Source organism: Haloarcula marismortui ATCC 43049 (assembly GCF_000011085.1).
Lineage (GTDB): Archaea > Halobacteriota > Halobacteria > Halobacteriales > Haloarculaceae > Haloarcula > Haloarcula marismortui.
The window spans coordinates 2,115,274-2,134,866 of sequence record NC_006396.1 but is presented as its reverse complement, the minus strand read 5'-3'; the positions used below and the strand labels follow the sequence as shown (position 1 = coordinate 2,134,866).

General features: G+C 54.0%; 20 protein-coding genes. 8 read left to right on the top strand and 12 right to left on the bottom strand.

Annotated elements, in window-relative coordinates:
* Window positions 1-14: 14 nt before the first annotated feature.
* From RR_RS14670 to RR_RS14660, 3 genes are all read right to left on the bottom strand, one after another.
* Window positions 15-1,289, bottom strand: a complete 1,275-nt coding sequence (locus tag RR_RS14670) for an IS4-like element ISHma1 family transposase (RefSeq protein ID WP_011222252.1) — start codon at window positions 1,287-1,289, stop codon at window positions 15-17.
* Window positions 1,290-1,387: 98 nt separating this feature from the next.
* Entirely contained in the window at window positions 1,388-1,948 is a 561-nt protein-coding gene (locus tag RR_RS14665) for a 5-methylcytosine restriction system specificity protein McrC (protein WP_011224202.1), read from the bottom strand.
* Between the two features lie 2 nt (window positions 1,949-1,950).
* Window positions 1,951-3,513 (bottom strand): McrB family protein, encoded by a 1,563-nt coding sequence (locus RR_RS14660; protein ID WP_049938998.1) that lies wholly within the window; start codon window positions 3,511-3,513, stop codon window positions 1,951-1,953.
* A gap of 224 nt (window positions 3,514-3,737) precedes the next feature.
* Here RR_RS14660 and RR_RS22105 point away from each other — a divergent pair, with 224 nt between their 5' ends.
* Window positions 3,738-4,400, top strand: coding sequence for a hypothetical protein (locus RR_RS22105; protein ID WP_137440622.1), 663 nt, complete (start codon window positions 3,738-3,740; stop codon window positions 4,398-4,400).
* 5 nt (window positions 4,401-4,405) lie between these two features.
* Here RR_RS22105 and RR_RS14655 read toward each other — a convergent pair whose 3' ends face one another.
* Complete coding sequence (locus tag RR_RS14655) at window positions 4,406-5,917, bottom strand: hypothetical protein (protein WP_011224199.1); 1,512 nt, start codon at window positions 5,915-5,917, stop codon at window positions 4,406-4,408.
* Between the two features lie 380 nt (window positions 5,918-6,297).
* On the opposite strand from RR_RS14655, the gene RR_RS14650 reads away from it, so the two are divergent.
* Entirely contained in the window at window positions 6,298-6,555 is a 258-nt protein-coding gene (locus RR_RS14650; RefSeq protein ID WP_011224198.1) for a DUF7386 family protein, read from the top strand.
* 114 nt (window positions 6,556-6,669) lie between these two features.
* Entirely contained in the window at window positions 6,670-7,062 is a 393-nt protein-coding gene (locus RR_RS22100) for a hypothetical protein (protein WP_137440621.1), read from the top strand.
* A 34-nt stretch (window positions 7,063-7,096) separates the two neighbouring features.
* Here RR_RS22100 and RR_RS14645 read toward each other — a convergent pair whose 3' ends face one another.
* Window positions 7,097-7,456: a hypothetical protein gene (locus RR_RS14645; RefSeq protein ID WP_011224197.1), complete on the bottom strand. Its 360-nt coding sequence runs from the start codon at window positions 7,454-7,456 to the stop codon at window positions 7,097-7,099.
* Between the two features lie 406 nt (window positions 7,457-7,862).
* On the opposite strand from RR_RS14645, the gene RR_RS14640 reads away from it, so the two are divergent.
* Window positions 7,863-8,597 carry a DUF6293 family protein gene (locus RR_RS14640; protein WP_011224196.1) on the top strand — a complete coding sequence of 245 codons (735 nt, stop codon included), beginning with the start codon at window positions 7,863-7,865 and terminating at the stop codon, window positions 8,595-8,597.
* A gap of 146 nt (window positions 8,598-8,743) precedes the next feature.
* Here RR_RS14640 and RR_RS22095 read toward each other — a convergent pair whose 3' ends face one another.
* Entirely contained in the window at window positions 8,744-9,262 is a 519-nt protein-coding gene (locus RR_RS22095) for a hypothetical protein (protein WP_137440620.1), read from the bottom strand.
* A gap of 218 nt (window positions 9,263-9,480) precedes the next feature.
* Between RR_RS22095 and RR_RS14635 the strand changes: the two genes are divergently transcribed.
* Entirely contained in the window at window positions 9,481-10,533 is a 1,053-nt protein-coding gene (locus RR_RS14635) for a Cdc6/Cdc18 family protein (RefSeq protein ID WP_011224195.1), read from the top strand.
* A 78-nt stretch (window positions 10,534-10,611) separates the two neighbouring features.
* Here the strand turns inward: RR_RS14635 and RR_RS22090 are convergent, their stop codons facing one another.
* Window positions 10,612-11,319 (bottom strand): hypothetical protein, encoded by a 708-nt coding sequence (locus tag RR_RS22090; protein ID WP_137440619.1) that lies wholly within the window; start codon window positions 11,317-11,319, stop codon window positions 10,612-10,614.
* 358 nt (window positions 11,320-11,677) lie between these two features.
* On the opposite strand from RR_RS22090, the gene RR_RS14630 reads away from it, so the two are divergent.
* Window positions 11,678-11,914 carry a hypothetical protein gene (locus RR_RS14630; protein WP_011224194.1) on the top strand — a complete coding sequence of 79 codons (237 nt, stop codon included), beginning with the start codon at window positions 11,678-11,680 and terminating at the stop codon, window positions 11,912-11,914.
* A gap of 7 nt (window positions 11,915-11,921) precedes the next feature.
* On the opposite strand, the gene RR_RS14625 is transcribed toward RR_RS14630, so the two are convergent.
* Complete coding sequence (locus RR_RS14625) at window positions 11,922-12,170, bottom strand: type IV toxin-antitoxin system AbiEi family antitoxin domain-containing protein (protein ID WP_049938996.1); 249 nt, start codon at window positions 12,168-12,170, stop codon at window positions 11,922-11,924.
* 357 nt (window positions 12,171-12,527) lie between these two features.
* Here RR_RS14625 and RR_RS23005 point away from each other — a divergent pair, with 357 nt between their 5' ends.
* Both RR_RS23005 and RR_RS14620 read left to right on the top strand, forming a co-directional pair.
* Complete coding sequence (locus RR_RS23005; protein ID WP_255359480.1) at window positions 12,528-12,650, top strand: hypothetical protein; 123 nt, start codon at window positions 12,528-12,530, stop codon at window positions 12,648-12,650.
* Window positions 12,647-13,669 (top strand): tyrosine-type recombinase/integrase, encoded by a 1,023-nt coding sequence (locus tag RR_RS14620; RefSeq protein ID WP_011224192.1) that lies wholly within the window; start codon window positions 12,647-12,649, stop codon window positions 13,667-13,669. Before RR_RS23005 ends, RR_RS14620 begins: the two co-directional genes overlap by 4 nt.
* A 354-nt stretch (window positions 13,670-14,023) precedes the next feature.
* Here RR_RS14620 and RR_RS14615 read toward each other — a convergent pair whose 3' ends face one another.
* The 4 genes from RR_RS14615 to engB form a co-directional block, all read right to left on the bottom strand.
* The gene (locus RR_RS14615; RefSeq protein WP_011224191.1) at window positions 14,024-15,352 is read right to left on the bottom strand and encodes a cohesin domain-containing protein; all 1,329 of its coding nucleotides are present in this window, start codon (window positions 15,350-15,352) and stop codon (window positions 14,024-14,026) included.
* Window positions 15,349-17,196: a DNRLRE domain-containing protein gene (locus RR_RS14610; protein WP_011224190.1), complete on the bottom strand. Its 1,848-nt coding sequence runs from the start codon at window positions 17,194-17,196 to the stop codon at window positions 15,349-15,351. Before RR_RS14610 ends, RR_RS14615 begins: the two co-directional genes overlap by 4 nt.
* 333 nt (window positions 17,197-17,529) lie before the next feature.
* Entirely contained in the window at window positions 17,530-18,666 is a 1,137-nt protein-coding gene (locus tag RR_RS14605) for a hypothetical protein (RefSeq protein ID WP_049939180.1), read from the bottom strand.
* Window positions 18,667-18,915: 249 nt separating this feature from the next.
* Window positions 18,916-19,533 (bottom strand): GTP-binding protein EngB, encoded by a 618-nt coding sequence (gene engB / locus RR_RS14600; RefSeq protein ID WP_011224188.1) that lies wholly within the window; start codon window positions 19,531-19,533, stop codon window positions 18,916-18,918.
* Between the last annotated feature and the right edge of the window lie 60 nt (window positions 19,534-19,593).

Sequence of the window (19,593 nt, the reverse complement as noted above, 5' to 3'; positions counted from 1 at the left end):
CCATTCGTCTTTAGCTAAGACTCACACCTCGGTTGTGTAGCGGTAGCGAGCGTCTCTTGTAAGATCGGTCGTTGTTGGTGGATCTTCTGAGCATCCTCGATCAGCCGCTCCAGCAACGGCGGTGGCGAGTAGCCGAGGTACTCACCGAGTTCGTGGAGGATGAGCTGGGCGTGCGACCGGAAGGTCGCCGCCCAGCGTTCCGGCGGAAACACGATCTCATCGTCGGCCTGCTCGGTGACCAGATCCAACAACTCTCGGCTCACCAGCAGTGACAGCAACGCAGCGTATAGTAGAATTTTCACGACATCAGGGTTGTTCGTGTCGAATTCGTCCAGTTCGTACTGCGTTTTCAACTCACGGAACAACGTTTCTACCTCCCATCGACACCGATACAGCGTCGCTAGATCCGCCGGGAGAAACTCCTCTCTCGGCAGATTCGTGATGTACAGGTGGTAGTCGTCGGCGTCCTCGTTGCGGACGCCGACGACGCGAAACCGCTTCGTGTCCAGCGACCGAGTTCCCTCGTACTGGCCGCGCTTGAATTCTGCTTCCACCTCTACGTCGATGTACTTCCGCGAGAGATCATTGACCACGTCGTGGATCTGCTTGCCCTCCAAGGGAATGGCGCGGCCGCGCCATTCCCGTAATTCCGCCGTTATCACCGGATTTGCGTTCTGCTTCAGCCGACTCACAAAGTAGCCGTCGTTCTCGTCGATCAACGCAAAGCGGCGGTATTTGAAGTACGCCCGATCAAATAGAACCAGTCGTCCTTGCAGCCACGATCCCGTCTTGAACAGCGCGCTGTCGTGCGTTTTCTCATCAGTCACATCGATCCGTTCAATCGTCTGGTCGGTGGCGTTGTGGAGCAGGTGGAGCTTCGCTCCAGCCTGCTCCTCGTGGCGGGCTTGAAACTCATCAGAGAGGAACTCGTGCAACCGCAACACGGTTCCATCAGCGATCATCACGTCCCTGAATCGGTCGATATCAGCGTCAACAGCATCAGGGACAGCGACCTCGTCGAGCGCGGCCTCGACGAGGTCGCGGAGATACTCTGCAAGAGTAGGCGTCAACCGGTGATAGAAACCGCCAGAAGAGATCGGTTCGTCAGCTGTAGCGTTGTAGCAGCGTCTAAACCCAGCGAGTGTTCGGCTCTCGCCTGCGGCGAAGCCGAACACGAGCGCCCACACGAGGACAGGAATCTGAAGCTTGCCCTCTCGCTCGACCACGCCGAGTTCCTCGGCGTGCTCTTCGAGGAACTCGGAGGGAAACAGTGTAGTGAGCCGACGCATGATTCTCGACGAGGAGGTGTCAGTGTGCACAGCGGACTCCTCCTCATTCCTCTCGAAAAGTAGCCTCGATAAGCCGCTGCTGTCACGTGGTTCGTCTCTTAGCTAAAGACAGATGCATACGTACACTCAAACTTAGTCGGCACCGGACCTTGACGCTGGAGTTGGCGCTGGACATCTAACCTACCCCGGAGTTGTTTCTCTTCACTGGATACTGTCTGATATTCGGAGTGTAACCCACGTCGGAGGATTTCTTGCAACTCTTGGTTGAATAGGGCAGCGAGTGCATCGACGAATGAGTCTCCCTGACCTAAGCCAGTTTGCTGCTCAATCGTAGTTGGACTGACATTCTGTGCATACCGCAAGAGGTACAGCAAATTGTTACCAGCAGCCTTTGGACTTATCTGGATCGTCGGTCCATCAGGCAATGCGACAACCCCGACAAATTGTCGGGCACGAAATGTTGCTCTCCCTTCCCGATCGAACTGATATTCAAGACGCTTCTTATCAGCATTAACCTCGGTACGTAGCGTATCCTCATCCGATGGTGAGAGCTCAACCCGCTCCTCGCTGGTTTCCCACTCCGTTAGTTCGATAACGTGGTCGCCCTGAGCATCGACCAAGCCAGCAATAGGTGACACAGCAGCATCGTCAGAACTCATCGTTACCCCGCATTAACGATTGCTTGAAGCGACTCTCTGAGTGTTTCGGGGTCGAAGTCTTTGATTTGTTCGCGCTCCCAGTCGACCAGACTATCTCCGTTTTGATTGAATAGCTCCTGCCTGATGCGGCTTAATTGCCCGTAGAAGTACTCCTCGAGAAGGGGGAGAATCTCATACCGCCAAGCATCGACCAGCGCCTGCTCGTCGTCTGGGTCGACTAACAGATATGAATGTCCGATCTGTTTTCCCTTTCCTAGATCAGGGAGTTCGATAATCGTCTCGTTGAGCTGCTCGACTGCTTGAATTGAAAGCGCTTGGAGTTGCTCAAGATCAGACCGTTCTCCTCTGGCTGCAGACGTAAGATCATACTCAGTGTCGAAACCAAACCGTGATCGAGCAACTCCGTAGTCAGGTGGAAAGTCGATAAATCGGAAGCGTCGACGTAGGGCCGCGTCGACAAGTGCAACTGACCTATCGGCAGTGTTCATCGTTCCAATCACATACAGATTTGGAGGAATAGTGAAAGACCCTCCTGAATGAGCGAGATCGACGTGTAATGTACCCCGTTTGTCTTCTTCTAATAGAGTGATTGTTTCACCGAAGATTTGAGCCAGGTTCCCCCGATTAATCTCATCGATCAGTAATACGTAACGAGGAGGCTCTTCGTTTGGCCCTGTCTCCTGATATGCGACCCTGGCATCTTCACAAATGGCTTTGAATTTTCCAGGCTTGATATCATAGCTGACGCTATTTTCGGTAGCATTTGCAGTCAGCCCTTCAATGAAGTCCTCGTAGGTATACGATGGATGGAAGGTAACCGAACGGACTTGACTTTCTCTCGGTTCAGACTGTAGGTTATGGAGCCACCAGCGAGCAAACTGCTGTGCATTGTATGTCTTCCCGGTCCCTGGGGGGCCATAAAAAACGACTTGACCTACTTCTTCTAATTGTCGTGCAATATTCGCATATGCCTCCTCATCGCGATCTGCTTCATCAAGAACTTCATCGACTACGGAATCATCGCCCTCGTCAGGATCTTGTGACCCGCCGGATGTCTGGATGTGGTTGCCGTCTGTTCGATTGGCGTTAATGTATCCCTCGATACTACCATATTCGTCGTTGATCTCGTCGACGGCGCTGCCGCGAAGCGACTGAAACCCTAGAATATAATTCTGCTTGTAACCAGCGTAATCGGCAATCTCATTTGAGTCAATATTGACCGGAATGGGCTCATTGAGGTAAATGATGAATTCCCAGGTATCCTCAAAACCAGGCCACAGATGCTCTGCTAGCCCCTCGTTTTGGTCTGTGGCTAAAACTTCTGCAACCTGTGAATACGTCTCATCACCTGTATAAAAGAAGAGATAGTCTCCCGCATCGATATCCTGCCAATGTGATTCGTTCCCTCCCTTAACGCCCCAAATAGAGACGGAATCTCCGAACCCAACGTTCGTATATTGTCCATAATCATCCCGGTCGACACCATTGATCACGGTGCGCTTGAGATGCTCCTGTGCATCGTTATTGCTGCACGGAGCGAGATAAATACCCGAATCAACAGCCATTCGTACCCGTCCAGAGACCGGTGATCCTCTTAAACCTGTACATACATGAAGTACAAGCAGAACTATTGCCATATCTAATTGACGTCTCTTCGAAACTTGGACTCGAGTCAATCTTCGAAGCCAGTCTGGAATCACTTGACTGTTCAGACTGATGTAAAATCGAGTTCAATTCGACACCAACCAGATACGCACCTTCTTATATGATCAGGCAGGAATCGATGACGATGGATAATAGTCTCTTTGCAGACTTTGCTGGATCTCTGGAGAGGGTCAAAATCAACGGCGAGGAGCGTTCTTTTGCCGACTGTGATGGAGTCATTCTTCGCCCCAAAGATAGCGATGAGCCGGAATTTTTCTGGCTATCAGTTACTGATCAGAATCGACTGCGTCTCTCATACCCTGGGCCAGGGCCAACTGAAACGATCTCACTCAGAACTCTAATTGATCTGTTCATGGCCAGGTGTTGTACTGTAGGTGTCGTGGATACGAACGGCCAGATCCGAACCCCTGATCGGAATCCTGCTACCCGATCTAGTCATAACCACAGGTATGAGATTCGAATCACGGGTCCACTGAATACCGAACTTGTGTATGGTCGGGATGACCAGAGTTCGGTGCTTCGAGATGCTACAAACTACCTGATCCGAGAGCACGACCTTATTCGAGCCGTTAGTCCTTTACCATGGGTACCCGGCCGCAACAAGGCCGTAATCAACGATACTCCAACCTATCCGGATGGCAACGAACAGATGCGCCAGTTCGAAGAACTGGATGGTGGATATTACCTCGATACGCACTACAAAATGAGTGACAAGAAACGTCGACTACGTCAAATGTGTGATGCAGTGTCCTCAGAGCTCGAAGTGTCGTTTGCAGGTGATTGGTGAAACCACTACAACTTCGAAATAGTTTCTGCTGAAAGGTTTTCGAGGCGGTGGCTCGCAACTCGCTGGAATCCACTCACAACCGGCTGCCCGTCATACCCGAGCTCTTCCCAGACCCGGTGAATCGATGGTGTCTCAGTTGAGAAATCTTCAACGGTGAAAATATACTTGCTGTCAGGATTATCCCAAATGAACTCGCCGATTTCTCTGTCGATGAATGTTGAACCAACTATCCCAGTACCGATGAAGTCTCCATCGTGGTAGAACAGGATATGGTCTCCTGTATCCATTTCTTCAGCATGTTTCTGTTTCTTTTTGCTCTCCGTCGCAGTCGTTCCCCAAATTCGATCTGCAGAAATATCACGAAGACTCTGGGGGACATCAGCGACTAACTCGAGCGACAACGCTGACATGACTGTCTGATTGAATTGTGGAAGCCACCCGTCTGAGACCGGAATCAAGTATAATTCTCCGGATAGACTGGACTTATCATCGGAATCCAAGTCGTCCTCCTCAGTTTGCATCTGCATCGAAAAGACGATCTCTTCGCGTTTCGCTTCGGGATTAGTCTGCCAATTCCATTCAACGACATCCACTAATCCGCGATATTCCCATTCTTGATCATCAGTTCCCTTATAAAAGAAGAATATTGGAATCGCCTCGTCAACCGCGTCGATAAGCACACTATTGCCCGATGAGCTAGTATTTTGATCACCGTTTTCTGGCATTCCTTCTCCAATATACTCGAATTCTTCATCTCCAATGTTATCTTCATATGGCCCATCTTCCTGAGAGAACAGCAGAACAAAACGGTCTCCCTCTTCTGTTCGCCGTGGATTTATGCCTGATATTTGATACCCAAATCCGGTATTGAACCACTGTTCGATCGCTTCCTGATTGAAACGCTGTCCAATAGAAGGTGTCTCAATGTTGAGCAGGTCACTCTGTTCGCTGCTTTGCTGCAGATCAACATCTGTGTGTGATTCAGTTCGGAAAAAGTCTGTCAGATCAGCTGTCCCCTCCAATTGGCTCTTGAGGACTGCTCTCACGTCTTCGTTAGTCCCAGCGTGGTCCAACAGCTCTTGGAAATAATCGTCTCGGTGTTCTGGCTGCAGCGAAGTGATGGCCCCTTGCAAATTATGCGTCGTGAATGAAACCTGATCCCAAGGCTCTGTGTAAATCTCATCCAATTCCCGCTGAATTGGCCTGCAGTAGAGCACGTACTCGTATTTTGCATCTTTCCAGGGAACGTTAGATTGGTCTCGAATTTTCTGGGCCTTGTGGAACCGCCAGATACCTAATACACCGTACGGATCACCAGATCCACTGGTGCGTCGAGCTAAAACCAAATCGCCACGATTGAGGCCGTCTGGCTTGTTTCTTGCTGAGGTACTAAGTCCGTGCCACGGTTCTCCAACATTCTCATTACCGTGAAAGTCACCATCAACTGGCCCACTCGAGCAAGAGTCCCAGTTCTCTGGACTAATATTGAATACCCAGGTGTTCGAGTGGCGAACCATCTTTCAGTATGAATTCGCTTGATCGGTTTGTGTCTTCCTTCTATCGGTCTTCCTCTTCATGCTCAGGACGGTCCGTTTGAGAACACAGCTCGACCTCACTGACCAAGAGTCCGGAACTTCGATTAGACGGACTACGACGTTTCGCAATTAGAGGTGGTCAGTGGGATCGACCCACGGGGTTAGACTCAGATGTAACGCCAATCCTCGATGTATGCACCCGTGGGCTGTGAGCCGTGGGCTACGGTGCATAGAGTCAAGCAGGTTGAGCTGGGAGCTTGCCTTGATCGCGCCGACGCCCGGACCCAGTTTATCAAGAACCGCCCCGTCGCTCACTCCAGAACGACGCGAATTAACCCCCGGTACATACACCCGTTTAAACAATGACCCGACGAACTAGTCTCAAGATTACTGACGAACGGCAGCGACTACTGGATGAGGCGAGTGCGATTGTGGCGAGCGATCAGCACGACGACCCACCGATGTCCGACGTGCTGGACGCGGCGTTGACCCATCTGGTCGAGAGTGAAGAGAATATCCAGAATGCGCGTGAAAAGTTGAATCCCGAGACGATTCAGCAGTTCAATACTAGCGTTCTTGGGTTGCGGTATCGGACGAGTGTCGAGAGTCGGTGGCGATAATAGGTCCTCCCACTGAGAGATTTATGTTTGGTGTTTTGACTGGTACTGATTTTAAATGGGCGCGTGGACCAGCTCATCGGTGGTACCAATATCCCTCAGTGTTAGTAGTATCATATGGCAACGAAGGGATACCCGAAAGCTACTGGTGCGAGGATCGAAGAAATATTTGATTCTATTGGCAATAGCGATTCAGTGAAAGAATTAGCAAAGGATACAGATGAAAGGGATTCAGTTATTCTTTCTGATGTTATCGACGCTCTCAAAAATTCAGAGGGTGCTCTAACTCTCAAGTTTCCATCAGCAGAAGGGCACCACTACATAACATATGCTGAATCTGGGGAACTTGTCGGGATCTATTCAGGACCATTCGGTCCTGAGAACCGTCCAGCATCGATGTCTCAAGAAGCGATTGAGCAATTATGGAAATCTGCTGATAATGCGACTGTCGAGGCTACAGAACAGACCCCATTAGCAGGTTCGGTTGTCGGAGATCTTCTCAAAGAATAGTGGTTTGCGGGCTATGCTCTTCGGTCAGCCTCAGTTACTTCCAGAACTCCCAGCGGAATGGGCCACCAACAACGTCGTCGGCTATCTGGTCACGAATGAAGTCTTGTAGGTCGCTGGTTGACTTGGACTTCGCACGTGATAGGTGGCTCGCCGCGTATCGCTTCACCAGACCCAAGAGGTAATCACGGTCGCCCGTGAGAACTTCGTAGTTTCCGCTGATGATTACTGCAGGGATACGCGTTGTCTTCGCACCGTCAATCCGACCTTCAGCCTTCATTTCTTTCGCGTTCTCTCGTGTGTAACTGTTGCTGTAGTCGATACCGTTCGCAATCTCGTTGACCGTTGACTGACCGTTTTTAGTCAGGTAGGTTTCAATGTCGTCTTGTACTGTCATCGATAGGGCGGAGATCCGGGCTCTCCGTAAGCCGCCATATTTCCGCCCGTGTTCACCGAAGAGGCTAAGATGTCGCAGTCACAAGACCAGATAGAGGCCAGACACAGACACCACCCCTTCTCCCACAGGGGACGAATTCGGCCGCCATCAACGACCGAATTCACCTTTTCTCCTTTGCCGTTCATCATTTCAGTTTATTCTGCTCTTCTTACGTACGTGTACGCGCTCTGTTATTATAAAGGGTGGAGCTCGTGTAGTAATTCGTAGATGTTTGCCATCCCATTCAAAAGTGAGCTACTAGCCGTTTTTGGCATTTTAGACGTTCTAGACATTTATCGTAAATAAATACCTACTGGATAATCTAGTTAGGAATAATCTTATATCCTACGCGGATTTTTCTCGTTTCATGACACTCCAGACCCCGCTACGAGTCCATATCGCCCCACAGGGATATGAAGAAGAAAGAATTTACAAACCAGCCATTGAGAGCAGAGCCGATGTCGTTTATTTGTTAGTAACAGAGGATGACGAACAATCCAACCAGTGTCAAGAAGCGGTGGAACAAAATTTGGCTGATGCGGGAATAGAATGTAAGGAAACTGTATGTGATATATTCGACATGAGTGAATCGATGCAGACTATTTCTGGCTTGATACAAGATCACCGTGATGATAATGTGAAAGTAAACATATCCACGGGGAGTAAAATAACTGCTGTAGGTGGCACATTTGCTTGTATGATGTATGGGGCTACACCGTACTACGTACAGGCAGAAGATTATGGTGAAGAAACGGTTAGTGTTGGTGTCAAGGACTCGTTTGAATTACCTGCATATCCAATTGAACCACCTGAACCCGAATTTGTTAGTATTTTAGACTTTCTCGAAGAGCAACGGTCTGAAGGTAATAAAGTGAAAATCAGAGATTTAAATACATTTGTTATGGAAAAAGAATTTGACGCAGTTCAAGGAGTAGAAAGAAAAGACAACGACAACATCTATGATATCGTACAGGAGGAATACCGTGAACCACTTTCCAAAGAGGGATTTATTAGAGAACAACCATATGCTGGAAGTAAATATATCACCCTCACGGAGAAGGGTGAACAAACTCTTGATTTCTCAAGGCATTTAGTAGATTAACGGGAAGTCCATTAATCAGTGTCCTCACCGGCCACCCGATGGTGTATTTCCAGTGGCACCAAACTCACCGGGAATAATTGAATATTGACGTTCATTCTTGCTTCCACCCACACAATACCCATAATTCGTTACATTAGTCTACCGGACTATACGTTTGACCCGCCACCTAATTCAACTTCCCACCGGAAGATCTCGGTCTGGCTCCCCCCATCACGGGCATACGCAACGAGTTCAGCACCCTCTGGAAGAGGGTCAAGGGTATTTGATGAAGTTCCAGAAGCAATGACTTCCGTTTCACCGCTGGCAATTCGCTCCACCTCTTCACCCTGATACTTGATTATAATTGATTCCGCTGCACCCCACGTATTCACTCCGGCTTCAACATAGTATCCCTCACCACTCTGTGACCGCTGAGAATAGAATGCAATCTCGGGGCCTGGAGTTGAAACCGGCTCAGGCGATTTAATCTCAATAGAGTCATCCGAGTCAGATGTTGCTGTAGCGGTCTGGACTGTGCTCTGTGATACGGGTGTCTCTGTAGATGGTTGTGGGCTACCAGAAGTAGTAGGAAATACATCTGCGATAACCAATCCACCCACTGCCAGCCCAGCACCCAGAGACATGGCAATCCCAAAGCCGATTACATAAACAGTTCGACGTTTCACAGACAGGACAACGAGAAATAAGAACTTGAAACTATTCGTTGTCTCACGATTTCGAATCCTACTTTTTTTGTCATTCTATATTACAGCCAACAATCAAATCAACGTAACCATCTGCCTTCACAGCAGGGCTCCGCTATGTGTGTCTGGCGAGTTATTTGATTTTCTCTCGGAAGTGTCGCACCAGTTTATATCCCTGTCTGTTCTCACCCTCACCCAGCATGATCGCCGACCCTGCTGTCTTCGACGACGAGCACCTCCCGCGTCGCCTCCTCCATCGAGAAGCCGCCGTTGACCACCTCTCCCGTGCGTGGGAACCGGCACTTGGTGGCGATCAAGCCCACGACGTACTGGTCCACGGCCCACCGGGCGTAGGGAAGACGGCGCTGACCCGGCACTCCCTACGGAAGCTCACTGGACACGCCGACGTTCAGACAGCCCATGTTCGCTGCCTCGGGAAAACGACTGCTGGTGTTGTCCGCTCGGTCCTTCACGATCTCCCCGGTAGTGACCCGTCGGTGAACGTCCCTCGCGAAGATCTTTGTATCCAGCTTCAGGAGCGCGTCACCAGTCCGGTGATCGTCGTCCTCGACGAGGCTGACGGTCTCCCATCGACTGATGCACTGAATCGGCTGGTTGATGTCGAGAACCTGTCTGTCGTCGTGATCTGCCACGACCCAGATGAGTGGCTATCCCGACTTGATGGGAGACTCCGGCGGCGGCTGTCATTCGCGGAGTTCGGACTGGACCGCTACAGTGTCGATGAACTGGCGGACATTCTCGAAGCACGGGCGAACCTTGGGCTTCCGTCGGAATCGGTCACCCGCGAGCAGTTGGAGACAATAGCTGATGAGGTAGCTGGTGTTGCACGGAACGGGATACAGGCACTCCGACAGGCTGCACTTCGGGCGGAGGAGCTGCAACATGATCGAATTACCGACGAGGATGTGAGAGAGTCGTTCGAGCGGGCGCGACGGCATATCCGTGAGTTGAATCTGGAGTCACTGCCGTTCCATCATCAACTGCTGTACGAACTGATCCGCGTGGGCGATCGGCTGGAGGCAGGTGAACTACACGACCGGTACGATGCCGTCGCTGATCAGGCGTACCGTGGGCGTGAGCAGACTCCGATTTCGGAGCGAGCGCGGCGGACAAAGCTATCGAAATTGGTAGAGTATGACTTGGTTGAGATAGAAGGAGAAAACCGTCACCGGGTATATCGAGTTCGTGATCGACAAGTAGTCGCACAGGTTTTGCTGAATCACGTTATTTGATTCAGCAATCATTAGGTCTAATTGATATCAGAACTATTTTTGATTGTACTTCTATTATATTTAGTAAGAAGAAGTCGCTCAGTCGTCAATCAGTATAGACGGGTCCCCTTTTCCTTCCTCAAGAACAGCTGTTATATTCCCATCAACATCAGTTTCGACGACAGCAAAATCTTCTGTTTCAAACGTTGTAGTCGGTGACTCAGGATGGTTGTCTCTCCCCGCTTTTGCTCCAAGGTGCTTCATGATATGCTGCCCTGTAAAGGTATCTCGGCAAAATGGACAGTATCGAGTTTCTTCCCCGATCTTTTGCTTATTCGGATATTCCATTGCTACCTTTTCAGTACCAGCAGATTCAGCTGAGTCAACACTGAGGTGTTCTGGAACCTCGAATTTCGGCCCATGACCATCACCGCTACTCATACGTATATGAGGGCCTATCCTTCGATTTGCACCACTGAAATCACATCCATCAGCAGGACAAATAACTGCTGGCTCGTCATTTGTATGTCGCGTCTTTCCTGATCCATCGCTAGAGCCATTCCCATCGTTATCAGATTGCTCCACCGCAGACATAAGCCCATCAATATTGAGTCCCATGGTCTTAGTACAAATGAAAGAATCATAATTAAGTCTTTGTAGTGTATGAAACACTCGCCTTTTCAGAGCTGCCAATACCCATTCAGCTCTTACCGACCTGCTGTGGTGGCCAACGTGATAATTCGTCACTCTATGTGAAAACTTGATATCAACCATACATTTTTCCAGTAGATACGCTTTTTCAGCCATCAATGTGACAACCCAACCCCTTTCACAATGTTACTCGTGTACACATCCGCATGAGTGTAATCGAGTTCAACGACGATACGGAAGACAAGACTGCCACACACGTAGAAGTCCACGACGAGTGGGTTGTTGCAAGGATTGAAGATTCGAATAGTAACATCAACCGACACTGTATTCCTCGAGAGAGAATCCGGCAAATCGTTGGCCATAAAAGCGGAGATGATCTAGACGTTAATTCATAAGTAGACCATCAGTACCGACCAGTAGAGAGTTTTCAAGGAATTTTGAAGATGCTCTGAGGTTCGGCCTCTCGGAAGTATAGTACCTTTTTAACCCGTTTCTTCCCCTCAGCCCACAGTGTATGGAAGGAACAATCGAAGTCTACACTGGTGAGGAGGTGAACGTCGAGCACATCAAAGCTCTCGGGGATGGTGGTGCGCGGTTCGACATCACCGCAGAAGACGGCCGGAAGTGGCGCGTCGACGTGGCCCGCGACGGCGATACAGAGATCGTGACGAGCTGGCACGACGGCAAGTTAGCCGATCTCGAATTACCGGAGTGGGCCGGTGACGTGACGGCACGACTCGCGAGGGTCTAAGAGAATGTCAGTCGGCGTCTTCGACAGGTGCGAGTTCGCTGGCGTCGAGTTCCTCGTTGAGGAATGCACGCCCGTCATCGGTCAGTCGGTAGAGACCGCGCCCGATCTTCTCGACCAGCCCGTACCGGGTAAGCTCAGAGAGTCGATCACGGGCGTAGTTGGCAGCGGCTATGTCGAAAGTATCATCGAGAGCTTGGGGAGTCATGTTCCCTTCATCTCGAATCGTTTCCAGAATTGCTTCGTCAGTCTGAGTCATCCAATCAGCACGCTGCCTAGGCACATCAAGCGGTGTGGCTGTGGAACTCATAGGTGTATCGGTGCATTAGACATCTATTTGCAATCACTTGTATCTCAGCGTAGTAGCACAGATTAATCTGTGCAATTCACAGAAAAGTATTTCAGTAGAGGCGTTATACAGGTGAAGTGACCCGCCCATCGGACCAGAAAGGTCCGGCGTGCTGGCACACGCCGGGTGGGTCGTTTCCCGTTTGAGGCTTAGACGACCCATGAAAGACGAGAACGAGCGGGCTATTGAAAGTAGCCCAACGAGCAGTGGTATAGCCAGTCGACCAACCTGCGGAGACCGGTACGTCCCGTCTGGAGGTGCGTGTGCGTGAGCGACCGCGTCATCGAAGACGTGGATAAATGCGAAACGGACGGCTGTGAGAACTTCTGCTATCCCGGTGAGTCCCGCTGTCTGGGCTGTTACCGGAAGCGAAAGCGGGGGCAAGCATGAGCGAGGATCTGATGGATCTCTCGCCGGAGGAAGGTATCGAGCGGTTCCTCCGACACCGCGAACCGTCCGTTCGCGAGAGTACGATGCGGAACGCGAAGACGCGACTCCGATTCTTCAACGAATGGTGTGAGGAGCGCGACATCGAGAACCTGAACAACCTCACTGGCCGCGATCTGGCTGACTTCGTGGCCTGGCGACGGGGTGACATCGCGGCGCTGACCCTCCAGAAGCAACTATCGACGATTCGTGAAGCGCTCCGATATTGGGCCGACATCGAGGGCGTCGACGATGGGCTGGCCGAGAAGGTCCATGCTCCCGAGCTGCCCGACGGAGCCGAAAGCCGCGAGGTCCATCTGAGCGCAGATCGGGCACACCAGATACTCGACTTTCTTCACGACTACCGTTACGCGAGCCGGGACCACGTTGTCTTCCTGATCCTATGGAAGACGGCAATGCGCCGGTCGGCCCTTCGGTCACTGGACGTTGACGACCTTCGGCCCGACGACTATGCGCTGGTGCTTGAGCACCGAATCGACGAGGGAACGAAACTCAAGAACGGTGAAGACGGCGAGCGGTGGGTCTACCTTGGTCCGAGTGATTACCAGGTCGTCGACGATTATCTCGACAACCCGGACCGCTACGAGCGAACCGACGACTACGGCCGGAAGCCACTCATCACCTCGCAGCACGGCCGGCCCGCAGGTGATACCATCTACAAGTGGGTGAACAAGCTCACCCAGCCGTGCGTTCTCAATGGCTGTCCACACGACGCCGACCCGTCGGACCCGTCGACCTGCGAGGCACTGGGTTCGCGTGCGGCCCACAGTAAATGCCCGTCTTCCCGGTCACCCCACGGACTCCGACGTGGCAGTATTACCTACCACCTGAACAGCGACGTGTCTCCGGAGATCGTCAGCGAGCGATGCGACGTATCGCTCGAAGTGCTGTACGAGCACTACGACGTGCGGACGAATCAGGAGAAAATGGCGGTTCGAAAGAAGCAACTGGAGCGAATCTAACATGACCATTACCAAACACAACCCCCCGTTGTCGTGTAAATTTCAGACTACTACCCGGCGAGTCCATACCAGATTTTCGTCATGTAGAATGTGATGGAGGAGCGACAGCGTCACGCTTGCAGGACAATTCCGATGCTACCCTGGTGTATTGTAAACTTTGCACTGATTACGTACCGTTGCTGTTGCGGGTAGGGAGTCTGTTCGCCCTATCGGCACGGCCGTCTAGTATTTTCCCGTAGGAATGCTTTCCACAAGAACCGGCTATCGTAACACCCGCGTTCGGGGCGGAGGGTTCCGCTGGGCAGAATGAAGTGGAAACGACGGAGTATCTGTAGCCGCGACGACGGTCGCGACTCACTGCTCTCCTTCCCGTCGATAGCCGAGCCAGCCAAGCAGCAGCGACAGCGAGACGACAACGGCGGCGAGACTGAAGCCGGGGCCGGAGCCGTCCGTTGTTGGCGTCTGCGTATCCGGGTTGGGTGTTGTCGTGCCGGTCTCAGCCTCCGAAGCTGTCGTCTGTCCAGCAGCCTGTGATGTGGTGGCCGTCTTGGTGTCGGTTACAGTGGCCGACGCCGTCGAATCCGGCGTGGATGGTACGGTCACGGTTGCTGTCCCAGTCGTCGTCTTGTTTCCGGTTGCGTTCGTCGTCCCGTCCGTCGTACTGTTTGCCGCCCGAACGGTCACGTTACCCACACTGGTCGTGTTGAGTTTCACGGCGTGGACACCGGAGGAGTTGAACCGGACTGTGAGGTTCACCTGACGCTGTTCTCCGTTCGGGATTTCGACGCTCGCGTTCGTCCCGGTCACTGTTCCGTTATCATAGACACGCGCCTCAAACGTCCCGTCCCCGTCACCAGCATTCTCGATGGTTCCAGACACCATGACCGACTGTCTGGGCGCGACCGATGTTCTGTTGAGCGACGTGTTTATGACCGAGAACGATGGTTCAGGTGGGGAGATAGCACCGCCTCCGCCCCCACCCCCACCGCTGTTGTCATCGTCATTATTGCTATCGTTGCTGTCGCTATTGTCACTGCTACCGCCGTCGTTGCTGCCGTCAGAACCGTTGGTATCGTTTCCATCTCCGCCGCCATTAGTGTCGGTCGCTGTTTCGGTAGCCGTTGCCGTGTCTGTTCCTGACGGTGTCGCGGTGTCTGTTGGAGTCGTCGAACCATTGTTGACGCGTAGCTCAATACTGTTGAAGGCTGCAGGTGCGACAGTCTCGCCGTCGCTGTTCGACAGTTTCGTGTCCGCTTCGATGAAGGCGAGTTGTGTGGACCCGGCCGCATCTGCTGGCACTGTGAGCGTGATTTCGGCGAGAACAGGGTCGCTCGTCTCTCTGGACCGAAGCTGATTGAACGCCACCCATCCGGCCTCGTTGTTCACGTTCGTGACGGGGCTGTCGAAGTCGTCGCTGCCGGCAACGCTGTCGATCTCCGCGATGGTGGGGTCGAACGTAACGTTGGTCTGGTAGCCACGCACCGCTGTTGCGTTGGCCCAGACCTGCACGGTGACTGTTTCACCGGGAGCAACGGAGAGCGCGTCGCCGGATGCTTCCGGGACTGTGTCATCGAGCGAAATCGCGCTTGCAGACCCCGGTGCCAGTGCGGCGACCGCTATCGGGAGCGTTCCGACCACGACCGTGAGGGCAACGGCGACGACAAGCGTTCGGCTGGTTCTCATTGGTCGTCCCCCGCCAGATTTCGGGCGGAAACAGCATCGCCGATGTCGACGTCACCGTCGCCGTCGATGTCTGCCGCGTCCCGGTCAATATCACTGTCCTCGCCGGCAACCGACCGCTGGATCCGGTCTACGTCGTCAGTGTCGACGTCACCGTCGCCGTCGGCGTCGCCGGCCACGGTTTCTCCGGGGGTGTAGCTGACAGTCAGCGTCGGTGGTATGGCGTTGTCGGCGCTCTGGATATCCCAGCCGTCGTTCCCGAGCGGGCGAAACACCCATCCGGCGTTCTGTGCGCCGTTAACCCACGCGTCTACGCTCGCCGTTACATCAATCGAAATCTCACCTGTTTCTACCGCGCCGGTCCGTGCGACCGCATCGGCGACGGCCTGGGACCCATCCGCCTGGACGCCGCCGTCCAGCGACGCCCATGTCGAATCAGCGCTCCAGTCCGTTCGCAGTCGGTGGACCGCTGCGCCATCCCCTGCGTCCGACGTCTCAAGCGTTACAGTGGCCTGTTTCACGTCCGACCCGGGCGGTATCTGCCCGCTCTCTGTCCCGGTGATACTACCGAACCGGAGGAGTGCCTGCGCGCTACTGCCCGACCCCTCTGGGTCGCTGCCGTCGATAGACAGTGTTTCAGCGGTGCTGTAGCTCGTCTCCGGATCAGCGGCGCGTATCATCGTATCAGTTGTCCCGCTGTAGCCGTCCGTCCCCTGCTGGAACGTGGCCGTCGGTCCGTCTGGCGTTTTCGGCGTCTCCGTTGGCTCCGGCGTCTTGGACGACGACCCAAACCGGGCGTCGAAGTCGAGGTCGAACCCGAACTGCGAGTCGCTGTCGGTCTTTTCGGCTCCCGTACTCGGCGAGTACGTCCGAACCTGAATCCGGTCTGGCGCGTCTGCCCCATCTCCGGGACGGAACTCGATGCGGCGCATGAAGCCGTTCCCGCCGTTGGGTCGGAACTGGTAGTTCGCCAGTAACTCGTACACTGATGCGCCGGCGTCGTTTGTTGACACCTGATGGGCCTCTCCGCCACTCTCGCCTGTGCCCTCGTGCCAGTGGCCACAGAGGACCATGAATATCTGGTCGTTTGGGGAGACGAGGTCTTCCCAGACGGTCTGACCCGTATTTCCGATTTCGCTCGCTTCCTGCAACTTCCGGGTCCGTCGCTGTGGTTTGTCGCGGAGATACGAGTGCGTTGTGAGTATCGCCGCCCGGTCCGGATACTGGTCGAGGACGCTCTGGCCCCATCCAAGTGGGGTCGATGGGTCGTCTACGGTTCCCGGTGGCTCCCACTCTAAAGCGAGATGCAGGAAGTCGTAGCCGCCGGCCGAAAACAGCTGGTAGGTGTTGAGGTTATCCCGACCTTCGTCACCGTTGCTCGGGCCCGCTCCGCCGAACCAGTCCCGTCCCTCGTACCGTGACGGGCCGAAGTACTCCCGGTACTTGGCAACAGAGGAATTCCGGTCCCATAGTGTCGCGTAGTCGTGATTGCCCGTCACGGTGGCGTAGGGGACCACCCCGTCGAGCGTGGACATGGCCTCATCTATGTACTGCCACTCCGCGTCGTCGTCGCCGTGGTCGACCACATCGCCTTCGTGGCTGACGAACGCGATGTTCTCTGCGGCCGTGTTGTCGGCGATCCACTGCGTCTGGTCCTTGGCGTAAGGTGTCCTCTCTTTGGCGTACACCTGCGTGTCCGGCAGTGCGACGACCGTCCAGTAGTCCGGCTGCTGGCCGGTACTGGCGGTGGTTCCCAGCGCGGTAAGGCCGACGCCAGCACCGGCGGCTTTGAGCACCCGTCGTCTGGTCGTCGTGGCCGACCGTTCGAACCTGTCGCTACTGTCCATACGCACACCCGGGACAGGTCCTGTGGTCAGTCAGGGCACAACCCGACCACTTCCCTGTGGTCCATCCGTTGTCTCGCCCGCCACGATGGCACCGTCGCATCTGCCATCTGCCGGCAGTTTCGGCATCCGATCGATACATTGCTAGGCTCTCGAACACAGACCCATCCGCCGGACGGCGATTAGTTATTGCTCGGTTACTGCGAGTATGCCGTTGTTTTTCCGCGCTATCGTTACAGGGACTCTTCGTCGCATCTATTCCCTTAGTCATAACCAGGGATTTCAGTGTCACTCTCGGTTTCACTCCGTTTTCACGACGCATATACGATACTCGGCTCAGTCCATCGCCTGTATCACACGCGGGGAATCAAGCGATTCGACGGCCTCAACAATGGCAGTGTCGAGGTTGTGGTCGCCCCAGTCCCGTGTCCGGGGGATGTGTGCGCGGTAGGTCGCAACGTCGTCGAACAGCTCTCGGAACGTCGCTCGCTCCTGTTCGACGACCGCATCAAGAGCGGCAACCATCGAGCCGTCGTCGACGAGTGAATCGTAGGCGTGGAAGTATTCCCTGAGCCGTCCATCCCATTCGAAGTTACAGATAGACGATGTGGCCGACATCGCGGTGTCGGTCGAGATGCCTTCTACAGTGATTGTATCCACGTTCGGCGCGGCCTGAAGGAACACGACGCTGTCGACCGTCGATTGCTCGACGTATTCTGCGCGCGGATACAGGTCTGAGATATTCGTGAAATCCCGGCTATCGTCGCCGAGAAACGTCTCATTCAGGAAGTTGAGCGCTGTTTCCGGGAACGAACCGGTTCTGTCGACTCGCTCGTCGATAGCCCTGTGGAGTTCACTGCACAGTCGGTCCCGCTCTGTGTCGTGCTGTCGTTTTATTTCGGGGAACGACTCGATATTGAACGGCTGGAGGTTCACACCGAGCGGGTAGCCGACAGCCGTGCCGTCCGCGCCGACCCAGAGCCGGTCGTCGGAGAGAAAGTCCGCGCCCTCGCGCAACAGCGACAGCAGGGTGTTGGTCTTGCCGGCCCCGCGCCAGGCCGGGAACAGCGTCGTCTGGCCGTCGAGTCGCACGCCTGAGGCGTGTATCAGTGCCTGCTGTCGCGCGGCCCGCTGCTGTCGGATGCGGAATTCGACCGGATAGATGGAGTAAAACGGCTCGAAACCGCGTGTCACTCGGAAGTGTTGCCAGCCCGGCGTGACGGCAATAAAGTCTGCCCCGTTCCGGATGACGAACTCGTCGCCAGTCCATGCGTAATGGTCGCTGGGGTCACCGAGGACGATCTCCGCGTGGACTTCGTCCGTCGTTTCCTCGATGACGATGTCAGGGTCGTTCGCGGGCGTGTCAGTCTCGAACTGATCGTACATCTTCCGGTACTGCCGGCTCGTCCGCCCGTCAGCCCCGAGAACCGTTACGACAACGTCGCCAAAGAAGTCGTACGAGCGTTGGTTCATAGCCACCTCGATAGATGCCGGCCCGGCGTCGGACCGAGATAGACAATCATCTGACTCATCGTGCTCATCTGTACGCGAATACTGCATATTGTTATATATGCGACAATATGCCACGGCTCACTACTAACGACTGATTAGTTCTTGAAAGCCACACATACGGTTCGGGACGAAGCATGATACGAAACGCCGGAGTCATGCTGTTCCACGGTGGGTTTTCGGGTAAGGCTGGGTTATGAACGATTTAGCCGCTTAAAAGAACTGAAACAGGTCGTCCCGCTGGACCTCGTGGAGGTGGTGTCGGACGGCTTCGTTCAGTGGCTCGGTGGAGCCGTGCTTTGCGCTGATCGGTGCGATAGTCTCCTGCCACTGCTGCCACGGCGGGTGCAGTCCGAGGCGGTCACAGAGTTCATTCAGCCGCGCATCCTTGTCGTCGACCTTGTCCATCTTGTTGACGGCGACGACCGGCTCGACGCCAACCTCCCGAAGGAAGTGAAACATCTCCACGTCGTGTGGAATCTCGTCGGGACCGGAGTGACGGTCGATGATGTCGATGACCGACTTACCGTCCACGACGAGAATGCCGACAAGAATGTGCTCGGCGTTCCGCTCGACGTACTGGACCACGTCGGTCTTGATTTCCTCGCGGACGTCTTCCGGGACGCCCTTCATGAACCCGAAGCCGGGGAGGTCACTGATAACGAAGTCGGCGCTGGCCCAGTCGAAGTGGTTGGGCGAACGCGTGACGCCGGGCCGCTGGCCCGTGTCGAACGTGTGGCCCGTTATCTCGCGCATCAACGTCGATTTCCCGACGTTTGACCGACCGATGAGCACCACCTCGGCGTCCCGGTCTGGTCGTGATTCGAACATACCCCGTATACTCCGCCGGCGGGGAAAAGCGCGTCCGTTTTGCAGGGACCGACAGTTTCC